Below are 21987 nucleotides of genomic sequence, written 5' to 3'. Positions count from 1 at the left end.
GAAATGCCATGATTAACGCTGCGATGAAGCTCTCTACTGAGAGCGATAATATTTTCCGCTTTACAGATATGCCGCTTCAGTCGGTATCACATATTGGTGGCAAAGGAGCCTCATTGTGTGCAATGTCAGCCGCAGGTCTTCCGGTTCCTGCAGGTGTTTGTTTGAGTGTGGCTTTGTTTGATGACTTTGCGGCGCACATTGAGCTACTGACAAGGTTCGACCTTACTGAGGGGTATGAACAGTGGCAAGCTGCTGCCAAAGCGATTAAAGAGTCTCCATTACCAAATACATTACAAGATACGATAAGCGCTGCAATAGCACACCTAAAAGGGCCGTTGGCTGTTCGTTCATCAGCACTTGATGAAGATGGTGAAAGTAGCTCTTTTGCTGGGCAACATCTGACTAAATTGGCCTTGTGCGGGCTTGATACTATCCTCGATGCGATTAAAGAATGTTGGGCATCTGCTTTTAGCGAGGCTGCGTATCGCTATCGTCAGCATACCGACAAACACCTCGACATGCCTCGTATGGCGGTGGTTGTGCAACAGATGCAATTTGGAGATGTTTCAGGCGTCGCGTTTGGTCAACATCCAACGACCTTTGCTCGTGATGCCTTTTTGGTTGAAAACTGTTTTGGTTTGTGTGAAGGGTTGGTTTCTGGTCAGGTTGTTAGCGATAGCTGGCAAATTGATAAAGCGTCGGGCGAAGTAAGGGAAGTGACTATCGCCGATAAATCTGAGCAAATAATTTATCTAGATGGCGAAATACAAAAGGTTGCGGTATCCGACGAGCAGCGCCAACAACCTGCTTTAGGGCCAATGGCACAGCAGGCGTTATACACCTTATTATGTAAAGTTGAAGCTTATTTTGGTGTGCCACAAGATGTGGAGTGGACCTGGAGTGAAGGAAAAATTTGGTTATTACAAAGCCGCCCTATCACGACACATGCACCGCAACTCGATGATTTTTACCTAGGTTCTCGAGATGTTGACTTGCAAAAAACCATGTTATGGTCACGTATGGATATTGGGGAAATATTCACCGGTCGCATGACGCCGCTTGGTTTATCATTTGCCCGTTACTATCAGCAACAGGTCCACACAGGTTGTGGTAAAGGGTTAGGTTTGTTGGACTTAGGTGAGGCGGATGAAACCATCGCCTATTATCGAGGTCATGTATATCTCAATGTTTCTTATACTGCTTGGCAATTGGCTCAAACTCCAATTGGTGAAGATCAATTGCCGTTTTTACAGCGTTTCAGTAGTGAGGCTATTGATTTAGCAGGTTACCGCAATCCTTATGGCGAAAAGCATAGCCATCAGGATTATAGCGCCAAACAGTGCACTCGTTATTGGCTGAAAAAGAACATTAAAGAGCTCTTTTGTGCCAAACGTCGTGCGCGCAGTATGATAGCTTCGCGCTATAAACAGTTCGACCGGGCTCAGCAAAAACCACTGCAGCAGCTTTCTTTAGAGCAGTTGGCCGCAGAAATGCGACATGCTTTGGCTTATTTTAAAGCCATGCATGAAGGTTATTTGCCTTACTACATTAACGCTTTTGCCTGTTACGGAATTTTAGAGGAATTAAGTGCACTGTGGCTTGGCGACAAAGGTAAACAATTACATAACCAAATTAAAGGCGATATGTCTAACTTGCGAACTGTTGCAAGTGCACAGGAGCTGTGGCTGCTGTGCCAACAATTAGCCGATTGGCCACAAGTGAAGCAAGCATTTTTAGATTTAGAGCTGGACGAACTTGAAGTATTTCTCAATGAACATCAAGCTGGAATTAAATATTCTCGTGGTCCATTAGCGCAGTTTATGCGCGAAAATGGTGTGCGTGCACGCGAAGAAATGGAGCTGACACATCCACGCTGGCTCGATGACCGAACTTATTTATTGCAGATGATTAAAGTGTATCTGCATCAAGGTTATGCGGTAGATGACGCCATCGCCACACAACAACGTAAGCAACGTAAAAACAGCAATGAAATATTAAAAACAATCCCTTGGTATCAACGCCGAGTAATGAAGCTGGTCATTTCGCTCTACAGTGGTTGTGCCAAATTACGTGAAGAGACACGTATGAGTATGGTGACCTCCATCTGGTTAGTTCGTCGTATTGTTTATGAACTAGGACAGCGTTTGGTTGCAACTCAGCAACTCACATCACTGGATGATATTGCTTATTTAGATTTTGCAGAGATCTTAAGTTATCTTGAAAAGCGCATCGATGTGCACCAGCTCACTGAGCCTGCAAAGCTTGCACAACGTCAATCGGCTTATCATCTTTGGCAATCAATGCCTGAGCCACCGTTAACCTTTATTGGCTCGCCAAAGAGCCAACCGGATTTAATTTTAGACCCAACATTGACACAGCTGTCTGGCCTTGCCACTTCAGCCGGTTTTTGCCGTGGCAAAGCATGTGTGATCACTGATTTAGCCAAGCAAGCAGGGCAATTTAAAAAAGGCGATATATTAATTGCTCCTTTTACCGATGCATCTTGGACGCCACTTTTTGCACTTGCGGGTGCGGTAGTGACAGACATTGGCTCAATGTTGTCTCACAGTTCCATTGTTGCCAGAGAATTTGGCATCCCATGTGTGGTCAATACCAATCATGCCAGCGCGTTGTTTAAATCTGGCGACATGCTGATAGTTGATGCACAAAATGGCATCGTAGTTTTAGATAAGGAAAGTTAAATGTCAGTCATTATTGATAAAATTAAGTTAAAAATGGGCGTGAGCCCTAATGATTTTGAGCTGTGGGTTAAAGAAGTCGATTATGCTGCTTGTCAGTCTTTACATTCAGTGCGCCGTTTTGTGGTGAGCAAGGCATTGGATGTTGATTATGACTATGTCGAAGTGATAGATGTGACCAGTTTAGCTGATTTTGAAGCCGAGATGCAGACTGAAATATTCCAGTCTTTAGTGCACCGTTTTAGCCAATTGGCTGAGGTGGTGGAAACCATTCGTAGTGAAACCTTACTTCCTGGTTATCAGTGGTAAGCGAGAATTTGTTAACGCGCTTTAATATTGCCCCAAATGTTTCTGCTGCGGTAATTCATCTTGATTGTCTGGGGCAGTATTTGCAGCAAGCTGAGGCGCGAAAAACCTTACTCGGAGCCTTGCATAAAACGGAATTGGCGAATTGGTTAACCATGCCGTATCAGCGTCAAGCTATCTCTTGGCTTGGTGCACGATTAGCGGCAAAGTGGTTATTACAGCCTCTTTTTCCATCCCGTAGTTTATGTCAGATAACGGTCGAAAAAGATCACAACGGCGCCCCTTTTTGCCGCTTAAGTGGCAAAGCGTTAGGGCTGAGCCACACAGGGAAGCTGGCAATTGCAGTAGTAGGTGAAGGGGTCTTTGGTGTTGATATTGAGGCCCATCTTCGTATTTTGGCCCTGCCCAAACCTTGGCTTAACGAGCAAGAACTGCAAGCAGGAGCGAATATGACTTTGACGCAACTTTGGTGTTTTAAAGAAGCACTTTATAAAGCTGTTGGTGGTGGGCTCTTTATCGATTTTTGCCAGGCTGTAGAGATTATTACGTGGCACAAAGACAAGGTTACAATTGCGACTAATTTGCCCAACATACCACTGCAATGGCGCGTTTTTTCGCATTTATACCAAGACCATAACATTTTATATGTAGAACCTAATTATGCATGACGATAATACTTTTTATGCTGCGGCGGCCAAGTTAGAACAACAATGTGGCGATCCGAGCGATGAACAGCAATTTATAAATTTTAAAACCTCGAGTTTATTAGATGAAACTCAGCAATTTCCAACAGCCTACATTGAATATCTGCAACAGCTTGGCTATTTCGAATATTTTGTACCCAGCGAGCAAGGTGGACAGCTGAAGTCTTTCGCCCAGTTACTTTTAATTTGTAGAGCGTTATCGCGCCGTGACCTTAATGCTGCCATTGCCACAGGACAGACAATGTTAGGCGCTTTGCCAGTGTGGTTATGCGGTTCTTCGGCGCAAAAAAATCAGTTAGCCAGCCATATTTTGCAAGGGCATTTAGGCTGCTTGGCACTGACAGAAAAACGCCATGGTAGCAACCTACTCGCCAGCGAAGTAAGTGCAACTGCAACAGCTACGGGTTATGAGTTAAGTGGCGAAAAATGGCTAATTAATAATGCAACTAAAGGTCACACTATGACCTTATTAGCGCGTAAACAAGAAACCAGTGGGCGCTCTGAACTGGCATTATTATTTATCGATAAAACAAACTTAACCGAATTTGAAAACCTCGATAAAATTAATACCCATGGTATTCGCTGTGCTGATATTAGTGGGATCCGTTTTAATAATACCGAAGTGGCGAGCGATGTGGTGATCAAAACCGCAGAACCTGGGATCTATGGCGTAATGAAAGCGCTGCAAATTTCACGGATCCTATGTGCTGGTTTTTCATTAGGGGCGCTTGATACATGTTTAAGAACGACCTATCAATTTGCTCAATCTCGCGTTCTTTATCAGCGACCTATGTTGAGCATGCCAACAGTATCACAAGGATTAGCGCGCAGTTTTGCTCGGCTTTTACTGACTGAAATTGCCGCATTGGTATGCAGCAAAGCAATTGCCTATGCTGCGCCTAGTTTGAGTGTGTATTCGGCATTTTGTAAGTATTGGGTGCCTAGGCAGACTGAAATAGCGATTGATGAGTTAAAAGTAATCTTAGGTGCTCGCTATTACCTGCGTGATGAACACCAATTTGGTATTTTCCAAAAAATGCTGCGAGACAATGCCGTGGTATCGTTATTTGATGGTAGCAGTCAGGTCAATCTGGCACTCATTGCCACACAAACCAATGCCCTTGCCAGCAAATTATTGGCAGCACAAGAGACAGTCCATGATGTTGCCAAGTGGTTTAGTTTAACCAGCGACCAAGCATCAAGTGCTATCCAAGCGGATGAATTAAAACTTAATAATCTTGGCCAAGACCCAATTCTAGCAAGTTTTATTGCTGTGTGTGATTCAAACCTGATCACGACTCAAAGTGATCGTTTGCGGGCGCTTTATGTTGAATTAAAACAGCGAATTCTTCGCTGGTGTGATGAGATAATAACGCTCAAAGAGCAAGAGCTAAATGATCCCAGCAGTGTGGTGCGATTTGCCAAAGCCAAACAATATACCCAATTGTTAGCCGCGACCTGTTGCGCCTTAACCATTATCCATAATCCAAGCCATTTGCTGTTATCAAATGATGATATTTCTAATGATTTGATGTCATTGCTCCTCAATGACACTGACCAATGGCAACCTTGCGAAGCGTTGTTGCAAGCATTCGCACAACAATTTGAGACGCAAAAATGGTTTTCACTTTTGCCAATATAAAGAAGCGATTGTTTCACCACTGAGTACTTTTTCGCCAAAGAAAGCTCAGTGGTTAAAATACTTTCACCACAGAGGGCACCGAGTGCTGCGCTCACCGAGCTTTTGATGTTTTTTTTGATATTTTACCGTAGGTGCAAGCCTGCTTGCGAAGGCGAGCGCAGCTCGGCAGGTTTTTATGGTTGGACATTAACCTGACGCTACTTTGTTGAATTGTGATTTTACCACCGAGTATTTTTTCACCACCGAGTACACCGAGTGCTGCGCTCACCGAGAAAAACTAAGTGAGTAAAGCCAACTAATTAATAGCTTTTTCTTTCCTCTGTGTTTCTCTTAACCTCAGTGGTTAACCTTCTTTTTCACCACCGAAAACTCAGTTGTTAAAATTGTTTCACCACCGCCGAGTATTAATTGCCCCGAGGCGCTGCGCTACACCGATATTTTGATGTTTTTTTGAGATTTTACCGTAGGTGCAAGCCTGCTTGCGAAGGCGAGCAAAGCTCGGCAGGTTTTTATGGTTGGGCATTAACCTGACGCTACTTTGTTGAATTGTGATTTTACCACCGAGTATTTTTTTACCACAGAGTACACCGAAGCTTCGCTCACCGAGAAAAGCTAAGTGAGTAAAGCTAACTAATAAATAGCTTTTTCTTTCCTCTGTGTTTCTCTTAACCTCGGTGGTTAACCTTCTTTTTCACCAAAGAAAGCACAGTGGTTAAAAGACTTTCACCACAGAGGGCACCGAGAGCTCCGCTACATCGATCTTTTGATGTTTTTTTTGATATTTTACCGTAGGTGCAAGCTTGCTTGCGAAGGCGAGCGCAGCTCGGCCGCTTTTTCATCGCTATAAAATAGCTTGCTTGTAATAAGTTGTAAGAAAATTAGACTTGTATCTTATTGTCTATTATGAAGTTTATCGGTAACCTTACTGATTATTGCATTTAAAAATGTGAAATAGGGGTTGAAGTTAAGTTTTACTTTTTATGATCAAAGGCAAAAAGAAAGATCTATCCTCATTGATTGTTGCTCTTTAATCATAATGAGAAAGGCGCCACAGATAGCTAAACCGCTGAAACCAAAGAGAGCAAAAGAAACACAGATACCTCATTGGCCGTGCCAAAAATGTAAAACAGGCACACTGCGATTTATTGGCATCGTCACTGTTGATGAAGTGATGAATAAAGCAGAGCGAACGAGCTAGCGGCTACGCTTGCTTCGTCAAATCAGAGGGTTAACCTGTTTAAGTGTTCAGTAGGGTGACACTGTGCCCAGGAAAAATAAGATTGCCTCAGCGCTAAAAATTAGGTGTAATGGGGACGTAAAAATGGCTGAGCCATGCAGGGAAGGCTAAGAAAACACCGTTAATCCGATAAAGTAAGCGTAATGTAGCCTACAGCACGAAAAGCAAATTCCTATAGCATAAACAATACCCACCCAAACACCGAGCAGGTAGCGCCTCAGTTCAACAAGCGATTATGCAACACAAACAGCGTGTCGCATAAATACTAAATTGTTAAGTTTTTGGAGAAATCGTGGACAACTTATACATTCTACTGGTAGTGATAATTTTTGTTCTCTTGGGAATATTCTGGAGGCTCGGTTCAATATTACAACAGCTAGAAAATAGCCAAAGCACTAATAATAACTACAATAATGATCATTATTATCAAAGAGCTGAGTTATTGAAAAAAGAGGACGAGATTCTTGAGAAAATTGACGATCTCTCTTATCACCTGAAAGAAATTGCTAGTAAGGTTGAAGAAATTGAACATGTGGCCAGCGTTTTTGGCAAATACAAACTCCCAAATAAGAAAGAGCAGAAAGAGCTTGATGAGTTTGTAATTAATGAAGAAGTCTTTGATGGTATTAGGAATGCCGGTCAAAAAACTTAACAAACGCCAAAAGCATCGCGGCTTTCAGCCGCTGGACTCGCAACAAGTTGCTCGCTGCTTAGGCGGGCGTTGAGGCTGTAGAATTACTCTTTTTTAAGAAAAACAGGCTGTTTTCTGGGTTCCAAATGCATTAGCTAATGCCTTAAATGCGCTTAGGATTGATTAGAGGAGCTCGTTTTTTAGTTAAATTTGGCTGTTGGAGCTTTTCTACAGTCTCGTTAGGCTTCTCAAGGATAGCGCGTGAAAAAATCTCTACTACTTCTGACTTTGACATTGGCATTATCAAACAATGCTTTTGCTGCGTTTATCATTTCCACGAATAGCAGTTGCTACGGAAGCGATATTTACACCTATCATTTTTCCAGCACGGCTTTTTCACCAGACTACACTGTGAAAGTCAGTTCGACGGCATTTTCGCCTGATCTCACGATCAAAATTGTTGATTACCCGAAAAAGGCGAACCTAATTCTCGTCGACGACTATAAAGACGGCGATATACAGATTTGTAAAAAAAGCACATCTCTCGGCGCAAAGACAATCAAAGTTTCCAGCACCGCATTTTCGCCAGATATTACGATAAAACTAACTGACAGCTCATTTTCCGTTGACTACACGATCTTTGTGGCATCAGAACGTATGACAATTGAAGAAGCAGCAGCGCTTTTTGCAGTTATTTGGCAGGCTAATCGAGATAAGTAGCCTAACAAGTCAAGGTAAAAATATGAGAAACAAGTCAAGGTAAAAATATGAGACAGCCAAAAATATCTCGTTACCATGCAGTTTGGTGCCGAACCTTTGTTCGAGAATATTTCCGCTAAATTTGGTAACGGTAACCGTTACGGCCTTATTGGCGCCAATGGTTGTGGTAAATCAACATTCATGAAAATCTTAAGCGGTGTGCTGACGCCTACTTCTGGCAATGTCTCAATCACCCCTGGTTTAAAAGTAGGCACGCTAAGCCAAGACCAATTTGCCTTTGAGCAATATACGGTTATTGATGCCGTAATTATGGGCGACACCGAACTTTGGAAAGTAAAACAAGAACGTGACCGTATTTATGCTTTGCCAGAAATGAGCGAAGAAGACGGCATGCGCGTGGGCGACCTTGAAAGCCAATACGGTGAAATGGACGGTTACAGCGCCGAAAGTCGCGCCGGCGATATTTTATTAAAAGCAGGTATTGAAGAAGAATTCCACTTTGGTTTAATGTCACAAGTAGCCCCAGGTTGGAAACTGCGCGTGCTTTTAGCGCAAGCCTTGTTTGCCAATCCTGATATTTTATTGCTCGATGAACCGACCAATAACTTAGACATTCATACCATTGGTTGGCTTGAAAACGAGCTAAACCAACGTAAATGCACCATGATCATTATTTCTCATGACCGTCACTTTTTAAACGCCGTGTGTACTCACATGGCCGACATTGACTACGGTGAGCTGCGCATTTACCCAGGTAACTACGAAAAATTTATCGAAGCATCAACCCTTATCCGTGAGCAATTGTTAGCGGGCAATGCGAAAAAGCAATCTGAAATCGAAGAGTTACAAGACTTCGTAAACCGCTTTGGTGCTAATGCATCAAAAGCAAAACAAGCCAGTTCGCGCGCAAAACGCATGGATAAAATTACTCTTGATGAAGTTAAATCAAGTAGCCGTATCGCCCCTAGCATTCGTTTTGCTGAAGGCAAAAAAATGCATCGCCAAGCGCTGATTTTAGAAAACTTTGGTCATGGTTTTGATGACGAAATCTTGTTTGAAAAAGGCGAGTTAATTTTAGAAGCAGGTGCCAAACTGGCGATTATTGGCGAGAACGGTGTGGGTAAAACCACGTTTATTCGTTGTTTAATGAATGAACTTGCGGCAAATAACGGGGTAGTGAAGTGGTCTGAAAATGCTTTAGTGGGTTATTGCCCGCAAGACAGCACTAAAGATTTTGATAACGACTTAAGCTTATTTGATTGGATGTCACAATGGCGCACCGCAAAACACAACGACTTAATGGTTCGCGCCATGTTAGGCCGTTTATTGTTTACCGCCGACGACGCTAATAAAAAAGCCAAAAATTGCTCGGGTGGTGAAAAAAACCGCCTGTTATTTGGCAAATTAATGATGCAAGATTTTAACGTCTTAATCATGGATGAACCAACCAACCACATGGACATGGAAGCCATTGAAGCGCTGAATAATGCACTGAAAGATTATCAAGGCACCTTGATATTTGTCAGCCATGACCGTGAGTTTGTATCCTCATTGGCAACTCGTATTATTGATATTAAAGATAAAAAAGTTGTGAATTTCCACGGCACTTTTGATGAATACCTAGCCAGCCAAGCAGAGCAAGCTGCATTATTAGGTGTGCGCTAAGTTAGTTTGCTTATAAGCGATTAACATTAAGATTAAAAAAACCGGCGCGAGCCGGTTTTTTATTGGTATTAGTGTGAGCTTTCGCTTTTGCGTAGGTGCAAGCCTGCTTGCGAAGTCGAGCAAAGCTCGGACACTGTTGTAGGTCGGGCTTTAGCCCGACAGCTTTTAAAAAGCCGTTTTCAAATCAATAACTGTGTTTAGTTTTAAAAACCGCTTTTTAAATTAGCATTGTTGTTGTCGCACTGGCAACGGCAGTCAAGGGTAGGCTATCGCCGGTCTCCCCTTGGCGCCCCAGATTTTCAAAAAATAGGCAAACGACTCTTCAAAAATACAATTGATGTGAACATAACCGCCATGAAGCGGCTCGCTAATACATCCCTGTACGCTACCCAGTTCGGCCATCCAAGGCCTCTCGTTCAAAGCAATGCTTTTCACCCATACCTTAGCATGGCTTGCTCGACTTCCTGTCGCGCATTATTCATCAAATCTATTTTTTCAGGTTTGATTTAAGGGGGAATTTGTTGGCATCGGCGTGAGCTTTTAAATTGGTTGTAGGTGCAAGCCTGCTTGCGAAGGCGAGCGAAGCTCGGCCGCTTTTTCATCGGTATAAAATAGTGTGCTTGTAATAAGTTGTAAGAAAATTAGACTTGTATCTTATTGTCTATTATGAAGTTTATCAGTAACCTTGCTGATTATTGCATTTAAAAATGTGAAATAGGGGTTGAAGTTAAGTGTTACTTTTTATGATCAAAGGCAAAAAAAGATCAGAACAGACTAATTTTGGTAAAAACCGTATTATTTAAGTTGTTGTTTTAAATTCATTAAGATTGACAGTCCTTAAGTATGTGTACAACGTAAAGATCATGTTGTTTGCGCTTCTCACTTACTATGAATGACTAAAACTCCTTACTTAGCGAGTCTGTTACAAGCTTTAGGTTAGCTTACAGTAGTTGCGATAGTGGGCTTTGCACGGCATTGCCTCCTTGCTTTAGCACATGAGTATAAATTTGCGTGGTTTTTACATCGGAATGCCCTAGCTGCTCTTGCACAGTGCGGATATCCATACCCGCTTGTAACAAGTGGGTGGCGAAAGAGTGGCGTAAAGTGTGGCAGCTAACATGCTTGCCGATAGCCGCTTTGCGGGAGGCACTCTTGACTGCCTTTTGCAAACCTGACTCATCAATATGATGGCGACGCAGCAATGTAGAATCAGGATCAATGCTTAGTTTGCCGGATGGAAATAAATACTGCCAGCCAAGCTCTTTTGGCGCACTGGGATATTTTCGGGCTAAAGCAAAAGGTAACCAAACCCCAGCATAATCTGCAGTTTCCAGATCTTGCTGATAATAAGCCTCGACCAAGGAAGTTTGGCGTTTTAATGCCGGCACCAGCTCAGGCGCTAAGGTCACCCGACGGTGCTTACCACCTTTACCATGCCATACCATGATGGATAGGTAATCATGGTATGGCCGCAACCCGTAACCGCACCGCCTCCATTAACCGCAAACCGCTACCATATAACAATTGCGCCAGTAGCAAATAGCCAGGATCAATTTCTCTTAACAGACGTTTGATTTCGTCTTTGGTTAATACAACAGGCAGTTTTCTCGGCTTACTTGATTGATTAAAATTAAGGTTAAGTGATAACGGCCGCTGTAAAATCTCTTTATACAAAAAACTGAGTGCATTTAGTGCCAATGCTTGTGTTTGCACTGCAACATGCCGATTGACTGCAAGGTAGGTTAAAAACTGCTCTACATGTTGCTCCGCTAAGTCTGTAGGGTGCTGCTTTTTATGAAATAAAATATAAAAACGGATCCAATGTAAATACGTTTCCACCGTGCGCTTAGCATAGCGGCGTTTGTACATCTCTTCAGTTACGAAGTCTAAAAAAGGTGATTGCGTTGGCATTTTTATACTCCACTAATAACCACTGTTTAAGTATACAGTTATTCAAAAAATGTCAAGCCGCTCTTGTTAGACGGATGTTTCCGTATTTTCACTTAACGTTATAAAATTAATTTTATAACGTGTTGTCTGTAGTGAGTTTTTTGGTTAGTGTATTGCCAAATAAATTTACAACTACGGAAAAGTCCGTTTTTAAATACGGAAAGTTCCGTCGAATAAGCGTTAGCTTTTCAAGGAGTATCCCAGCAAATGGATCTTATCAATTATCTAAATGAAAACTATTATACTAAACAACAATTACTTGATTTAACCAAAATTAGTGAAGCTGAACTTTCCTATTTTCAAGAAAAAAAAGTGATGCCAACCTGTTCATATAAATTATCATTAAATTATTCTAGCGATTCATTTTTTGGTGAATTTAATAACCAAAACGAAATTGAATATTATGCTAAAGGATATTTGTCATGGATTGGTATGCTTAAGGTAACCACTAATCTTCAAGATGTTTTCCCTATTTTTGCCCAAAGGTATGCCAAGTCAATCTCAGAGTTAAAAGAGGCTGGGTTTACCTCTAATAATGCAAAGGTTAATTCAAAGCTTGAATTACATATTGAAGAGGAGTGGGGGCATTTTTTAAATGGAATTTATGGTTTATGTACAAAGTCTGGGCTTCCTGAAGATATCGCAGGTAAAGAGTTAGCTGTATTGCAAATTAGTGAAACTTTAGATCTAGATAAAGCAAAAATAGATCTTGCACAATTAACTAAAGCGGTTAATTTATTAGACAAATCTAGCTCTATGTTTGCACCACATGAGCGTCTTAAAAGTTCTAGGCATCGTTTAATTGATGAAGTTCGACGTGAATATAAACTGAAAAGCTAACAAGCCATTCAAGCAGGACAAATAACAGTTGGCTATTTGCTCGTGCCTCGCTTATTTTAGCCAACTATCATTTGCCTCTTAATGGGGCGTTAGTGCGTCAAGCGAAGCTTGATGCATCTTGCAGGGTGCAAGTCCCTGTCGGGTAAGGTTTAACTCACCACCCGTATCGAGTGTTGCGCCTATGGCGGAGCTGTTTTTTTTTTCAGCGAACAAGATAGGTGAAGCGTACACAGAGAATTAAGTAGGCCACAGGGGATCCGTGTCCCTGAAGTGCTGAGATCGCTCCGATAAATACAGTCTGACTGACGAGGTTTGTAACGCCACTGAAGTCCAAGCAAAGCAACCGTAATGAGTGAGGTTGTGGCGAGTCAGCGGAGTTATTAAGCCGTGGCATGTTTAAAGAGATGCATCAGGAACTTGAGAGAGCCAAAGGTGTTCCGCAAGGACGCGGTAGGGAAGCTAAGTCAAAAGCAAGGCCAACGATGACCCTTTGGCAGTCAGACCAGTTCGTAGTAGTTTGAGACGGGAAAGCCGATCACATGGCGAAGGGGCTGGCAGTTATATCACGTGTTTAGCAGACACATAGGCCGGACAATGTAGGGCTGGACTCACTATGATAACCGAACTAAACGCGATCACATTTAAATCACAGCGCCACCCCAAACACAGGTTTCAGAACTTATACGGATTACTAAGGGAAGATTTCCTGTATCAAAGTTGGGGTCAGCTCAATAAACAAGCAGCCGCTGGTATTGATGGCATCACCATGCCTGCTTATCAGCAGCAACTTGTTGGCAACATTACTCGACTGAGCGATGCCCTGAAGCATAAGCGCTTTCGAGCCAATGACATCAAACGTGTCTTTATTCCCAAAGCAAATGGCAAACAGAGACCGCTGGGCTTGCCCACGGTGGATGATAAATTGGTGCAACAAGGCGTGAGCCAGATATTGCAAAGTATCTGGGAAGCGGATTTTCTGCCCAATAGCTATGGCTACCGACCGAATAAAAGCGCCCATCAAGCGTTGCACAGTTTAGCGTTGAATCTTCAGTTTAAAGGATACGGTTACATTGTGGAGGCTGACATTAAAGGCTTCTTCAACAACCTTGATCGCAACTGGCTGATGAAGATGCTCAAACAACGCATTGATGACAAAGCCATGCTGAGTTTATCAGCCAATGGCTTAAAGCCCGCATAAAATCACCTGAAGGGGTATTTGAATACCCGAAAAGCGGTACGCCGCAAGGGGGGATCATTAGCCCGGTACTGGCGAACATCTACCTGCATTACGCACTCGACTTATGGTTTGAAAAGAAAGTAAAACCCCGAATGCGTGGCCGCGCGATGCTCATCCGGTACGCCGATGATTTTGTGTGTGCGTTTCAGTACGCCAACGATGCTGAGCGATTTTACGAGGTGCTGCCAAAACGACTTAAGAAATTCAATTTAGAAGTGGCAGAGGAGAAAACCTCACTGCTACGATTTAGTCGATTTCACCCGAGTCGAAAACGGCAATTTGTGTTTCTTGGTTTTGCCTTTTACTGGGCAAAAGATGCACAGGGAAAACCTCGACTCAGGCGGCGAACAGGGGCGGAAAAGCACCGCGCCAGCATGAGCGAGTTTTACCAATACATCAAAGTCAAGCGGTCAAACAAGCTCAACACTTGGATGCCGCAACTGAAACGCAAACTGATGGGATACCGAAATTACTTTGGCCTGCCAGACAACAGCTGCAGCCTTGATAGATTGTACAGTTATGTGTTGCACAGTTTATACAAATGGCTGAATAGGCGCAGTGGCAGACGCAGTTACAATTGGAGTAATTTCAAGAAGATGCTAATGTATTATGCAATTGAGCGACCAAGAGTGAGTAAGCGATTTATTCACGTAGATTGGTACTAGGAGCGTGTTGATTTACACGCGTGAATATATAACTGAAGAGCCGGATGCGGTAATTCCGCACGTCCGGATCTGTGTGGGGTCGGCCCAGTAATGGGTCGCTCTACCACGATTGCCCTATGACCAAAGAATTAAGCTCAGAAGACTGTAAAAAGTGTATCGGTTATCTTTTGGAGAGATCTGAAGATGCAAATACTAGAGTTGCGGCAGCCGAAAGCCTAATGTATTGCATTGGACAAGCGCCAAAAGATGCCCTTTTTAAAGTTCTAATGGATGACTCTGAACCAGATTATATGCGAGAAGAAGCTGCTGGCTCCCTTGGGACTCTGTGGGCTGAATCAGAGATTGAATATGAGCGCCTTATCCAAATCCAGCCACCACTATTGGATGAGGTTCTATGTGACTTTGACTTGTATAATTTAAAGCTAAATAAATCTAAGCTAGGCAAGTCACTTAATTTGTTTGTGGAGCGCTATGTTGGTCGCAAGTTTATGGCATAACAAGCGCATGTTGTCGGACTGGTTTTCCGCTGCGCTCCAAACCAGCCGCAAATGCGGGCGTTAGCTAGCCAGTATCAAGGATAGTCATGAGTAAAGTTTTAAACTCATTATGGAATGTTGGAGCAGCATTGTTTTGGGGGCTGTTACTTATTCTTTTGCCGTTATACCTATTATTGAACAATTCAAATGATTGGTGTGGCTCTGAGCAATATGAAATATTCATATCACCTAATCAAGATATTGAGGCAGTAGTAACAATTATAAATTGTGGTGCGACAACCAATTATGAAACTCAAATTTCAGTCAATCGAGTTGACTCACCAGCGGATAAAAATGTCTTGGTCGTATTAGATGGTCACCCTAATGAACTTGAATATAAAGTTTCTTGGTTGGGTGAAAATACTATTGAAGTTTCTGAATTCAACTTTAAAGATTTATTAAGCTTTCATAGTCGTAATAAAACAGGCGATATTGTAAGGTCACATATTAAGCCTAAGGCAAGCTAACAAGAGACTATGGCGTCAATAGCTAATTTTAAACTTTTGGCGCTTCCCACATTACCCCGTCTCTGAGCATCGAATTTAAGATCACAATCATCTTCCTGACACACGCAATAAGCGCTACTTTTTTCGGTTTCCCAGCAGCAACTAATCGCTGATAAGTTGATTTAAAAACAGGGTTTGATTGGATGGCTGACATCATCGCCATGTATAAAACGGTGCGTACTTGATGCCGCCCACCTTGAATTTTTCGAAGCCCTTTATAGCGGCCACTTTCGCGATTCATAGGCGCAACGCCAACCAATGCACCGGCTTCTTTATTCGACATATAGCCAAGCTCAGGTAAGTTACTGATGATGGAGGCAGCGGCAATTTTACCAATGCCTTTCATGCTTTGTAGGACCGTGTTTTTGGCTGAATATTCAGGGCATGATTCAATGAGTTTTAGAATTTTATTTTCAATTTTTTCAATCTGATTTTTAAAGGCCGTTAAAATAGGTTTGATGGTTGAAATCAGCTCTTTTGGTAAAATTTGCAGGCGGTTTTTTTCCATCGTTTGCATGACTAACAGCTGATTTCTTCTGGCAACCAAATCACTCATAGTCTGCATAATGTCAGGCTTTAGGGTGGAGAGTGTGGGTTTAATTGCTTCGCCATAATGTGCAATTAACTGTGCATCCAGCTTATCGGTTTTAGCGCGTTGACCAATGGCACCCGCAAAGCGTTTTATGTGTATTGGGTTGGCAATGACAAAAGGTAAATTGGCCTTTGCACATGCAATAATAAAGGGCATTTCAAGGCGGCCAGTGGCTTCAATAATGATGCGGTTTGGAGAGTGAATTTTGATTTTTTTAATTGCCTCAGCAATCCCTTTTTCATCGTTCTTAACGGTGAAATAGATATCAAGAGGGCGAATATAAATATCGAGTTGAAATTTGCCGGTATCGACACCGACATTAATGTTTTGATTAGTATTTGTTTTCATAATAAGCTAACTCTTGCTTGCATAATGCGGGTTCGAGACCCAGTAGACTATTCGAGTGTGATGCTTGGAGTCTTTTGTGGCGTTCATTCTTGTTATCGGTCTCTCAACAGAGGATCCATCGCTCAATCGAACTACCACAAAAGAGAGCTTTAGTTGCAGCTAAAGCCTGGGTCTCACAATACCCGAACTCGGTTTAAAAGAATAATTTGATGGGTTTATTATCCATACAAGCTGCTCAATCGGACAAATTACAGTTGGCTTTTGTTCGTGCCTCACTTATTTTAGCCAACAGTAATTTGCCGCTTATAACGGCGTTGAGGCTGTAGAATTACTCATTTGGTCAAGTTTTTAGGTGCTTTAAGGGGTCTCAAATGCATTGCTTAGTACGAGATTATCGCTTAGAAAGCGATACAGGAGGTCAAAAAAATGGCCAAATTTATAAAAATAGAAATTCTACAGCCTCGTGAGCTGCGTTTAACATTCGCACACTTAAGGAAAATGATGTTATTTAAGTTTATTAAGTTGGCTTTTGCTGTTGTTGTTTTCTCTGCGTCTATAAGTGCCGAGGAAAGTACTGAATTTAAAATTCGAAATACGCATACCCTGCAAATAAAATCTGAAGTAAGCGGATTGGAATACGAACTTTATATCCGCCTGCCTAACGATTACTCAGAAAATAACAAAAAATACCCGTTGGTATTATTAAATGACACAGGTTATTCAGTTGCAGTGGCGAGCGGCATTGTGCATCTCATGGCAGGGCGGGATATTGAGGAAGTCATTATTGTCGGGATTTCATATTCCAAAGGACATAATCCTTTGCTTAGTCGCACAAGAGACTACACACCAACATATGCCCCAAATGAAAAAAGGGGACATTCGCTCGAAGTGCAAAAGCATTCAGGGAAAGCCAGTCAATATATTAGTTTCATATCAGACGAGGTTTTACCGCTGATTAGTCAAACATATCGAATCAGACAGGATAAAAAAATATTTGTTGGTCACTCATATGGTGGTTTGCTAGGCGCCAACATCTTGATTACTAATTCCGAACTATTTGACTACTACATCTTAGGCAGCCCATCGTTCTGGTATGACAATAAAGCGATGTTTCGGCTGGAAAGTGACTTTGCAAAAAATAATAAGGCCATGAAAGCAAGTGTATTCATGTACATCGGTAGTGAAGAAGGTAGTATGGTCGAGCAAATGCTTGCATTTGAGAACCAATTGAAATCAAGAAATTATCAAGGGTTAAGTATGCGATCCAAAGTATTATCAGGATTGACTCATCACAGTGCTTTTGCAGTGTTATTAACCGATGGGCTTCAACAAGCGGTTCCAAAGCAAGGCAAAGGCAGCTAACAGACCTGACCCTGACGAATCTCCGTCAAGTTTTTAGGTGCTTTAAGGGGTCTCAAATGCATTGCTTAGAAAGCGATACAGGAGGTCAAAAAGTGTCCAAATTTATAAAAATAGAAATTCTACAGCCTCGTTAGCTATTTTTCGCATATAAAGGAGTTCTGGTTGGAAAAAGTTTTAGTTAGCTCGTGCTTAGTCGGAAATCAAGTTCGATACAATGCAAGTTGCTTGTCAATTCCTGAGCCTGATCTGAATTGGCTTCGATCGAACCTAGAGCTTGTGGTCTTTTGCCCAGAAGTATCGGCAGGTTTGCCTACTCCTAGAGCACCTGCTGAAATAATCGCTGGTAAAGGTGTTGATGTGTTAAAAGGCTTTTCGAAGGTTGTCGGAAACGATGGTATCGACGTCACTACTCAATTTGTAGCAGGGGCCAAGAATGCCTTGGAATTGTGTCTGCGACTACAAATATGCAGTGCTCGCAGAGAATAGTCCTTCCTGTGGTAGTTCCAATATTTACGATGGTACGTTTAGTGGGACCAAAGTTAATGGGTCTGGGATCACTGCTACGTTGTTAGAGAGTCGCGGTATCAAGGTGTTCAGTCAGCATACGATAGCCCAATTCCGCAGTATGTTGGACAAACATAGCTAACAAACTGTTCAAGAGGGATTCGCAACGCGTGGCATTTTTACTATGCGTTGGTTTAAGGAGAAAATATATCACCCTTAAATATCTTCTTGAAATAAAAGATTTTTTAAATTTAGTGCTCGTAAAATAATCGTTTACCCTCGGTGTCGCGCAGCGTCTCGGTGCACTCGGTGGTGAAAAGCTTTTATCTCACAATTATCCCAAAAGCCAAGTCTTGTCGCGATAAATCACGACCTACAAATGGGATGTTGTAACGGATTTTAACCTCGTTGTAGCGCAGCGTCTCGGTGCACTCGGTGGTGAAAAGCTTTTATCTCACAATTATCCCAAAAGCCAAATTTTGTCGCGATAAATCACGACCTACAAATTGGGTGTTGTAACGGATTTTAACCTCGTTGTCGCGCAGCGTCTCGGGGCGCTCGGTGGTGAAAACCGGCTTGTTAATACAATCGAAAAATGATCAATTGGATGCTCTAATCAAAGTAAGCCTTTTTACCTTAAAACGCCTCCAAAACCCCACTGATAGCGCAATAAAATCCTATAAGTCCATAATTTTAAATACTAAAGCAAAACCGACCAAATGATTGAACCAAAATAGGAACTCAGTTATCGTTTATAAACGAATAAAAATAACTTTAAAAACGAGTAATTCTACGGGCTCGTTTTAGCGCAATTGAAATTCAGCAAGATTCGGGTCGACGGTAATCATTTCGCTTTCTAATATGGCAACTGTTTGGGCACGAGCCCTTTAATTGTCAGCAGAGCTAGGAGAAATAATTGATGAATATATTGGCCAACAAAGTTGCTATTGTTACTGGTGCCAGCACAGGTATTGGCTATGCAACCGCGAAGCTTTTTGCCAAAGAAGGTGCTGCCGTTGTGGTGGCTGCCAGGCGACAGAGGGAGCTTGACGAACTGGTGGATTTAATCAATAGGGAAGGTGGGCAGGCGGTTGCACTTGCGGGTGATGTTAGTGATGAGGCTTTTGCCAAAGCTTTGGTCGATAAGGCGGTAAGTCACTTTGGTGGCTTGGATATTGCTTTTAACAATGCTGCCATTCTGGGCGCTATGGGCCCTGTGCCGCAGATGTCGCTCACGGATTGGGATCAGGTTATTGCGACAAACTTAACCAGCGCATTTCTGGGCGCAAAGTATCAACTGCCTGCTATGGCTGCGCGAAAAGGAGGTTCGTTAATTTTCACCTCTACCTTCGTTGGTTACACCGCAGGTATGCCAGGCATGGCTGCTTACGCTGCCAGTAAGGCTGGCCTTATTGGTTTGACTCAAGTGCTGGCGTCAGAGCATGGGCCTCAGAATATCCGGGTCAATGCCCTTTTGCCTGGTGGTACTGATACGCCAGCAGGGCGTGAGTTTGCCAATACGCCGGAAGCATTGGCGTTTGTGCATAACCTGCATGCGCTCAAGCGTATGGCGACACCAGATGAAATTGCTCAATCCGCATTGTACTTAGCATCCGATGCATCCAGTTTCACAACTGGTTCTGCGATGTTGGTAGATGGCGGTGTATCTATAAATCGTGTTTGAGAGGCCGGCCCATGTCAGACTATGACCGAATAGCAAGTGCTATGGCTTATTTGGTAGAGCGTGCAACTACCCAGCCCGATCTAGAGGAGATAGCCGCCCATGTGCATCTGAGTCCGTATCATTTTCAAAGGTTGTTTTGTCGTTGGGCGGGTACTACACCAAAGCGGTTTTTGCAGGTCTTGACATTGGAACGTAGCAAGGCGTTGTTGGATAAATCCCGCTCCTTGCTCGACGTTTCACATGAGATTGGCTTAAGCGGCAGTTCAAGGTTGTATGATCACTTTGTGCAGCTGGAAGCAGTGACACCAGGGGAGTATAAAAATAAGGGCAAGCAGCTACGGATCGAATACGGTGTGCACCCTACACCACTGGGGCCTATGTTTGTAGCTGTAACACCACGTGGTGTGTGTAGGGTAGAGTTCATGGACTTCAATGACATTGAAGAGCTGCTAGATGACTTGCGTAACGCTTGGCCATTGAGTTCGATTGTAGAGAGCATCACATCTACGCACTATGTTATTGATGCGTTTTTTAGTCGTGATACAGCTGCCAAACATGGTCCGTTGTCGCTCCATGTGAAAGGGACGAATTTTCAGGTTGCTGTGTGGCGTGCTTTACTGAAAATACCACCGGGCGCAGTGGCCAGCTATTCTCAGGTAGCCACTGCACTTAATGCACCCCAATCTGCAAGAGCTGTGGGTAACGCTATTGGAGCAAATCCTGTTGCTTTACTTATTCCCTGTCACCGGGTAATACAGCACAGTGGTGCACTTGGTGGTTACCGTTGGGGCCCCGCTAAGAAGCTTATGGTACAAACATGGGAAAGAATGCGGGATGAACCGGTTGCGCTATAACAATACCATGCAGCAGATGTTCTTACCCTCGCGGCAAATGGCAGGTATTAGCAGTTTTAAAGGGTCCCACATTTCATGGATGATTATGTAATAATTAACCTAGTTATTAATTTAGCTTTGTTCTTTGCCTATGGTGATAATTACCTTATAAATACACAAGCTTTTCGCTCTCGGTGTAGCGCAGCGCCTCTGTTTATTTGGTGGTAGAAATAGCTTTTAAATCTCATGGCAAAACTGACTAAACAATTGAACCGAGATAGGAACTCAGTTATCGTTTGTTGATTGATTAATTACAATAAATTTATAACGAGTAATGCTAGAGGCTCGTTATGTTTAGTGGAGCACTTGCATATGACTAATGAAAATAAAGTTATTTATTCAATGACTTGGTTTCAGCCTGAAGAATGGCAAAAGTTAAAGGAAACAGTGGATGATCCAACTAGCCTTGATGACTCTTACGAAAATTGGAAAAAAGGTGCTGAACAAGCGATAAGAGATTTTCGAGAAAAGGGTCAAACTGTCCAAAAAATCTCAGTGAAAATAGATAAATTATTAGCGTGGTGTAACACTCAAGGTTTAAAGCCTGATGCAAAAGCACGAGCACAATATGCTGCCTATCTAGCTCAGCAAAAGGCAAGTAAATGAGAAGTGCAGGGTCAAGATTTGTATGGTATCAATCCTGAGAATAGCCCATAAATTAATCAGATTTTTAGCCCGCGCTGTACTCTGTGGTAAAAATAGCTTTTAAACATACATCTCATTTATATTGATGCTTATTTAGCTTTCAACACTACAAGACTGACTCCCTGTAATGTGGTTTTTATTTCGCACAGCAGCGCTTTTTTCTTTAGCTATAAAGTCGGCTTTAACTATATCTAGCGCAGCAATAACATCGTTTGGGGCCAGCTCATGCTGCTCAAGCAGCATGATTAAATCAATGGCTAATTGCACATGTTTTGGTGCGTTAGCCAGTTGTGTCGCAATATCAGTCATCCGCGTGTCTTCTGGCTATAAGTTCAAGAGCTGATTCAATGGCCGTTTTAACTTTGCCTTCCATTTCAATGCGTTCTTTTTGTGGTGAATAAAAAGCCATGTCAACTTCAAAACGAATATAACGGGTTGGCAGGTGATTGAGCACAGTACAGCAAAAATCAGCTAAGGTATCATCGTCGAATTTTTTATCGATCCCTTGTTTAACGATCTCATCTAACATGAGTTTTTCATAATAATTGTGAATATCATCATGTAATTTCATACAGGCTCCGTTTTCAACGTTGGGTGTTATTATTATTTATCGCATTTAAA

19 protein-coding genes and 2 pseudogenes are annotated in these 21987 nt (G+C 42.5%); 17 read left to right on the top strand and 4 right to left on the bottom strand.

What is annotated here, in order from left to right:
• The first annotated feature begins 8 nt into the window (after positions 1–8).
• The 7 genes from PTUN_RS12240 (at position 9) to PTUN_RS12210 (ending at position 9604) form a co-directional block, all read left to right on the top strand.
• Positions 9–2702 (top strand): PEP/pyruvate-binding domain-containing protein, encoded by a 2694-nt coding sequence (locus PTUN_RS12240; protein WP_009837228.1) that lies wholly within the window; start codon positions 9–11, stop codon positions 2700–2702.
• Positions 2703–3008 carry a RedY protein gene (locus PTUN_RS12235; protein WP_009837227.1) on the top strand — a complete coding sequence of 102 codons (306 nt, stop codon included), beginning with the start codon at positions 2703–2705 and terminating at the stop codon, positions 3006–3008. It begins immediately after the preceding gene.
• A gap of 8 nt (positions 3009–3016) precedes the next feature.
• Positions 3017–3673, top strand: a complete 657-nt coding sequence (locus PTUN_RS12230; RefSeq protein WP_040643636.1) for a 4'-phosphopantetheinyl transferase family protein — start codon at positions 3017–3019, stop codon at positions 3671–3673.
• Positions 3666–5351 (top strand): acyl-CoA dehydrogenase family protein, encoded by a 1686-nt coding sequence (locus PTUN_RS12225; RefSeq protein ID WP_009837225.1) that lies wholly within the window; start codon positions 3666–3668, stop codon positions 5349–5351. Before PTUN_RS12230 ends, PTUN_RS12225 begins: the two co-directional genes overlap by 8 nt.
• A 1529-nt stretch (positions 5352–6880) precedes the next feature.
• A complete protein-coding gene (locus PTUN_RS12220) occupies positions 6881–7240 on the top strand; it encodes a hypothetical protein (protein WP_009837223.1) in 360 nt (119 codons plus the stop codon).
• A gap of 240 nt (positions 7241–7480) precedes the next feature.
• Entirely contained in the window at positions 7481–7939 is a 459-nt protein-coding gene (locus tag PTUN_RS12215) for a hypothetical protein (RefSeq protein ID WP_040643635.1), read from the top strand.
• Positions 7940–8014: 75 nt separating this feature from the next.
• Entirely contained in the window at positions 8015–9604 is a 1590-nt protein-coding gene (locus tag PTUN_RS12210) for an ABC-F family ATPase (RefSeq protein WP_009837219.1), read from the top strand.
• Positions 9605–10545: 941 nt separating this feature from the next.
• Here the strand turns inward: PTUN_RS12210 and PTUN_RS12200 are convergent.
• Positions 10546–11515 (bottom strand): annotated as a pseudogene (locus PTUN_RS12200) (integron integrase).
• Positions 11516–11761: 246 nt separating this feature from the next.
• Here PTUN_RS12200 and PTUN_RS12195 point away from each other — a divergent pair.
• From PTUN_RS12195 to PTUN_RS12180, 5 genes are all read left to right on the top strand, one after another.
• A complete protein-coding gene (locus PTUN_RS12195; protein ID WP_009837215.1) occupies positions 11762–12394 on the top strand; it encodes a DUF6058 family natural product biosynthesis protein in 633 nt (210 codons plus the stop codon).
• A gap of 613 nt (positions 12395–13007) precedes the next feature.
• Complete coding sequence (locus PTUN_RS22465) at positions 13008–13592, top strand: reverse transcriptase domain-containing protein (RefSeq protein WP_009837214.1); 585 nt, start codon at positions 13008–13010, stop codon at positions 13590–13592.
• Positions 13565–14296 carry a reverse transcriptase domain-containing protein gene (locus PTUN_RS22460; protein ID WP_332306587.1) on the top strand — a complete coding sequence of 244 codons (732 nt, stop codon included), beginning with the start codon at positions 13565–13567 and terminating at the stop codon, positions 14294–14296. Before PTUN_RS22465 ends, PTUN_RS22460 begins: the two co-directional genes overlap by 28 nt.
• A 116-nt stretch (positions 14297–14412) precedes the next feature.
• The gene (locus tag PTUN_RS12185; RefSeq protein WP_009837212.1) at positions 14413–14793 is read left to right on the top strand and encodes a HEAT repeat domain-containing protein; all 381 of its coding nucleotides are present in this window, start codon (positions 14413–14415) and stop codon (positions 14791–14793) included.
• Between the two features lie 86 nt (positions 14794–14879).
• Positions 14880–15299: a hypothetical protein gene (locus tag PTUN_RS12180; RefSeq protein WP_009837211.1), complete on the top strand. Its 420-nt coding sequence runs from the start codon at positions 14880–14882 to the stop codon at positions 15297–15299.
• Positions 15300–15327: 28 nt separating this feature from the next.
• Here the strand turns inward: PTUN_RS12180 and PTUN_RS12175 are convergent, their stop codons facing one another.
• Positions 15328–16278 carry an IS110-like element ISPtu2 family transposase gene (locus PTUN_RS12175; protein ID WP_009837210.1) on the bottom strand — a complete coding sequence of 317 codons (951 nt, stop codon included), beginning with the start codon at positions 16276–16278 and terminating at the stop codon, positions 15328–15330.
• Positions 16279–16704: 426 nt separating this feature from the next.
• On the opposite strand from PTUN_RS12175, the gene PTUN_RS12170 reads away from it, so the two are divergent.
• From PTUN_RS12170 to PTUN_RS12150, 5 genes and pseudogenes are all read left to right on the top strand, one after another.
• Positions 16705–17640, top strand: a complete 936-nt coding sequence (locus PTUN_RS12170) for an alpha/beta hydrolase (protein ID WP_009837209.1) — start codon at positions 16705–16707, stop codon at positions 17638–17640.
• A gap of 162 nt (positions 17641–17802) precedes the next feature.
• Positions 17803–18286, top strand: a pseudogene (locus tag PTUN_RS12165) (2-thiouracil desulfurase family protein).
• A 777-nt stretch (positions 18287–19063) separates the two neighbouring features.
• A complete protein-coding gene (locus PTUN_RS12160) occupies positions 19064–19828 on the top strand; it encodes an SDR family oxidoreductase (protein ID WP_009837207.1) in 765 nt (254 codons plus the stop codon).
• 11 nt (positions 19829–19839) lie between these two features.
• Positions 19840–20682, top strand: coding sequence for a bifunctional transcriptional activator/DNA repair enzyme AdaA (locus PTUN_RS12155; RefSeq protein ID WP_009837206.1), 843 nt, complete (start codon positions 19840–19842; stop codon positions 20680–20682).
• A gap of 351 nt (positions 20683–21033) precedes the next feature.
• On the top strand, positions 21034–21327 hold the full coding sequence (locus PTUN_RS12150; protein WP_009837205.1) for a hypothetical protein: 294 nt from the start codon (positions 21034–21036) through the stop codon (positions 21325–21327).
• Between the two features lie 132 nt (positions 21328–21459).
• Here PTUN_RS12150 and PTUN_RS12145 read toward each other — a convergent pair whose 3' ends face one another.
• Entirely contained in the window at positions 21460–21675 is a 216-nt protein-coding gene (locus PTUN_RS12145) for a YbaM family protein (RefSeq protein ID WP_009837204.1), read from the bottom strand.
• Positions 21668–21937: a late competence development ComFB family protein gene (locus PTUN_RS12140; RefSeq protein ID WP_009837203.1), complete on the bottom strand. Its 270-nt coding sequence runs from the start codon at positions 21935–21937 to the stop codon at positions 21668–21670. The genes PTUN_RS12145 and PTUN_RS12140 overlap by 8 nt, the downstream gene beginning before the upstream one ends.
• Positions 21938–21987: the final 50 nt, after the last annotated feature.

Origin of the sequence: Pseudoalteromonas tunicata (genome assembly GCF_002310815.1) — a bacterium.
GTDB classification, from domain to species: Bacteria; Pseudomonadota; Gammaproteobacteria; order Enterobacterales; family Alteromonadaceae; genus Pseudoalteromonas; species Pseudoalteromonas tunicata.
The sequence above is the reverse complement of the archived record's forward strand: the minus strand, read 5'-3'. Positions and strand labels throughout refer to the sequence as shown.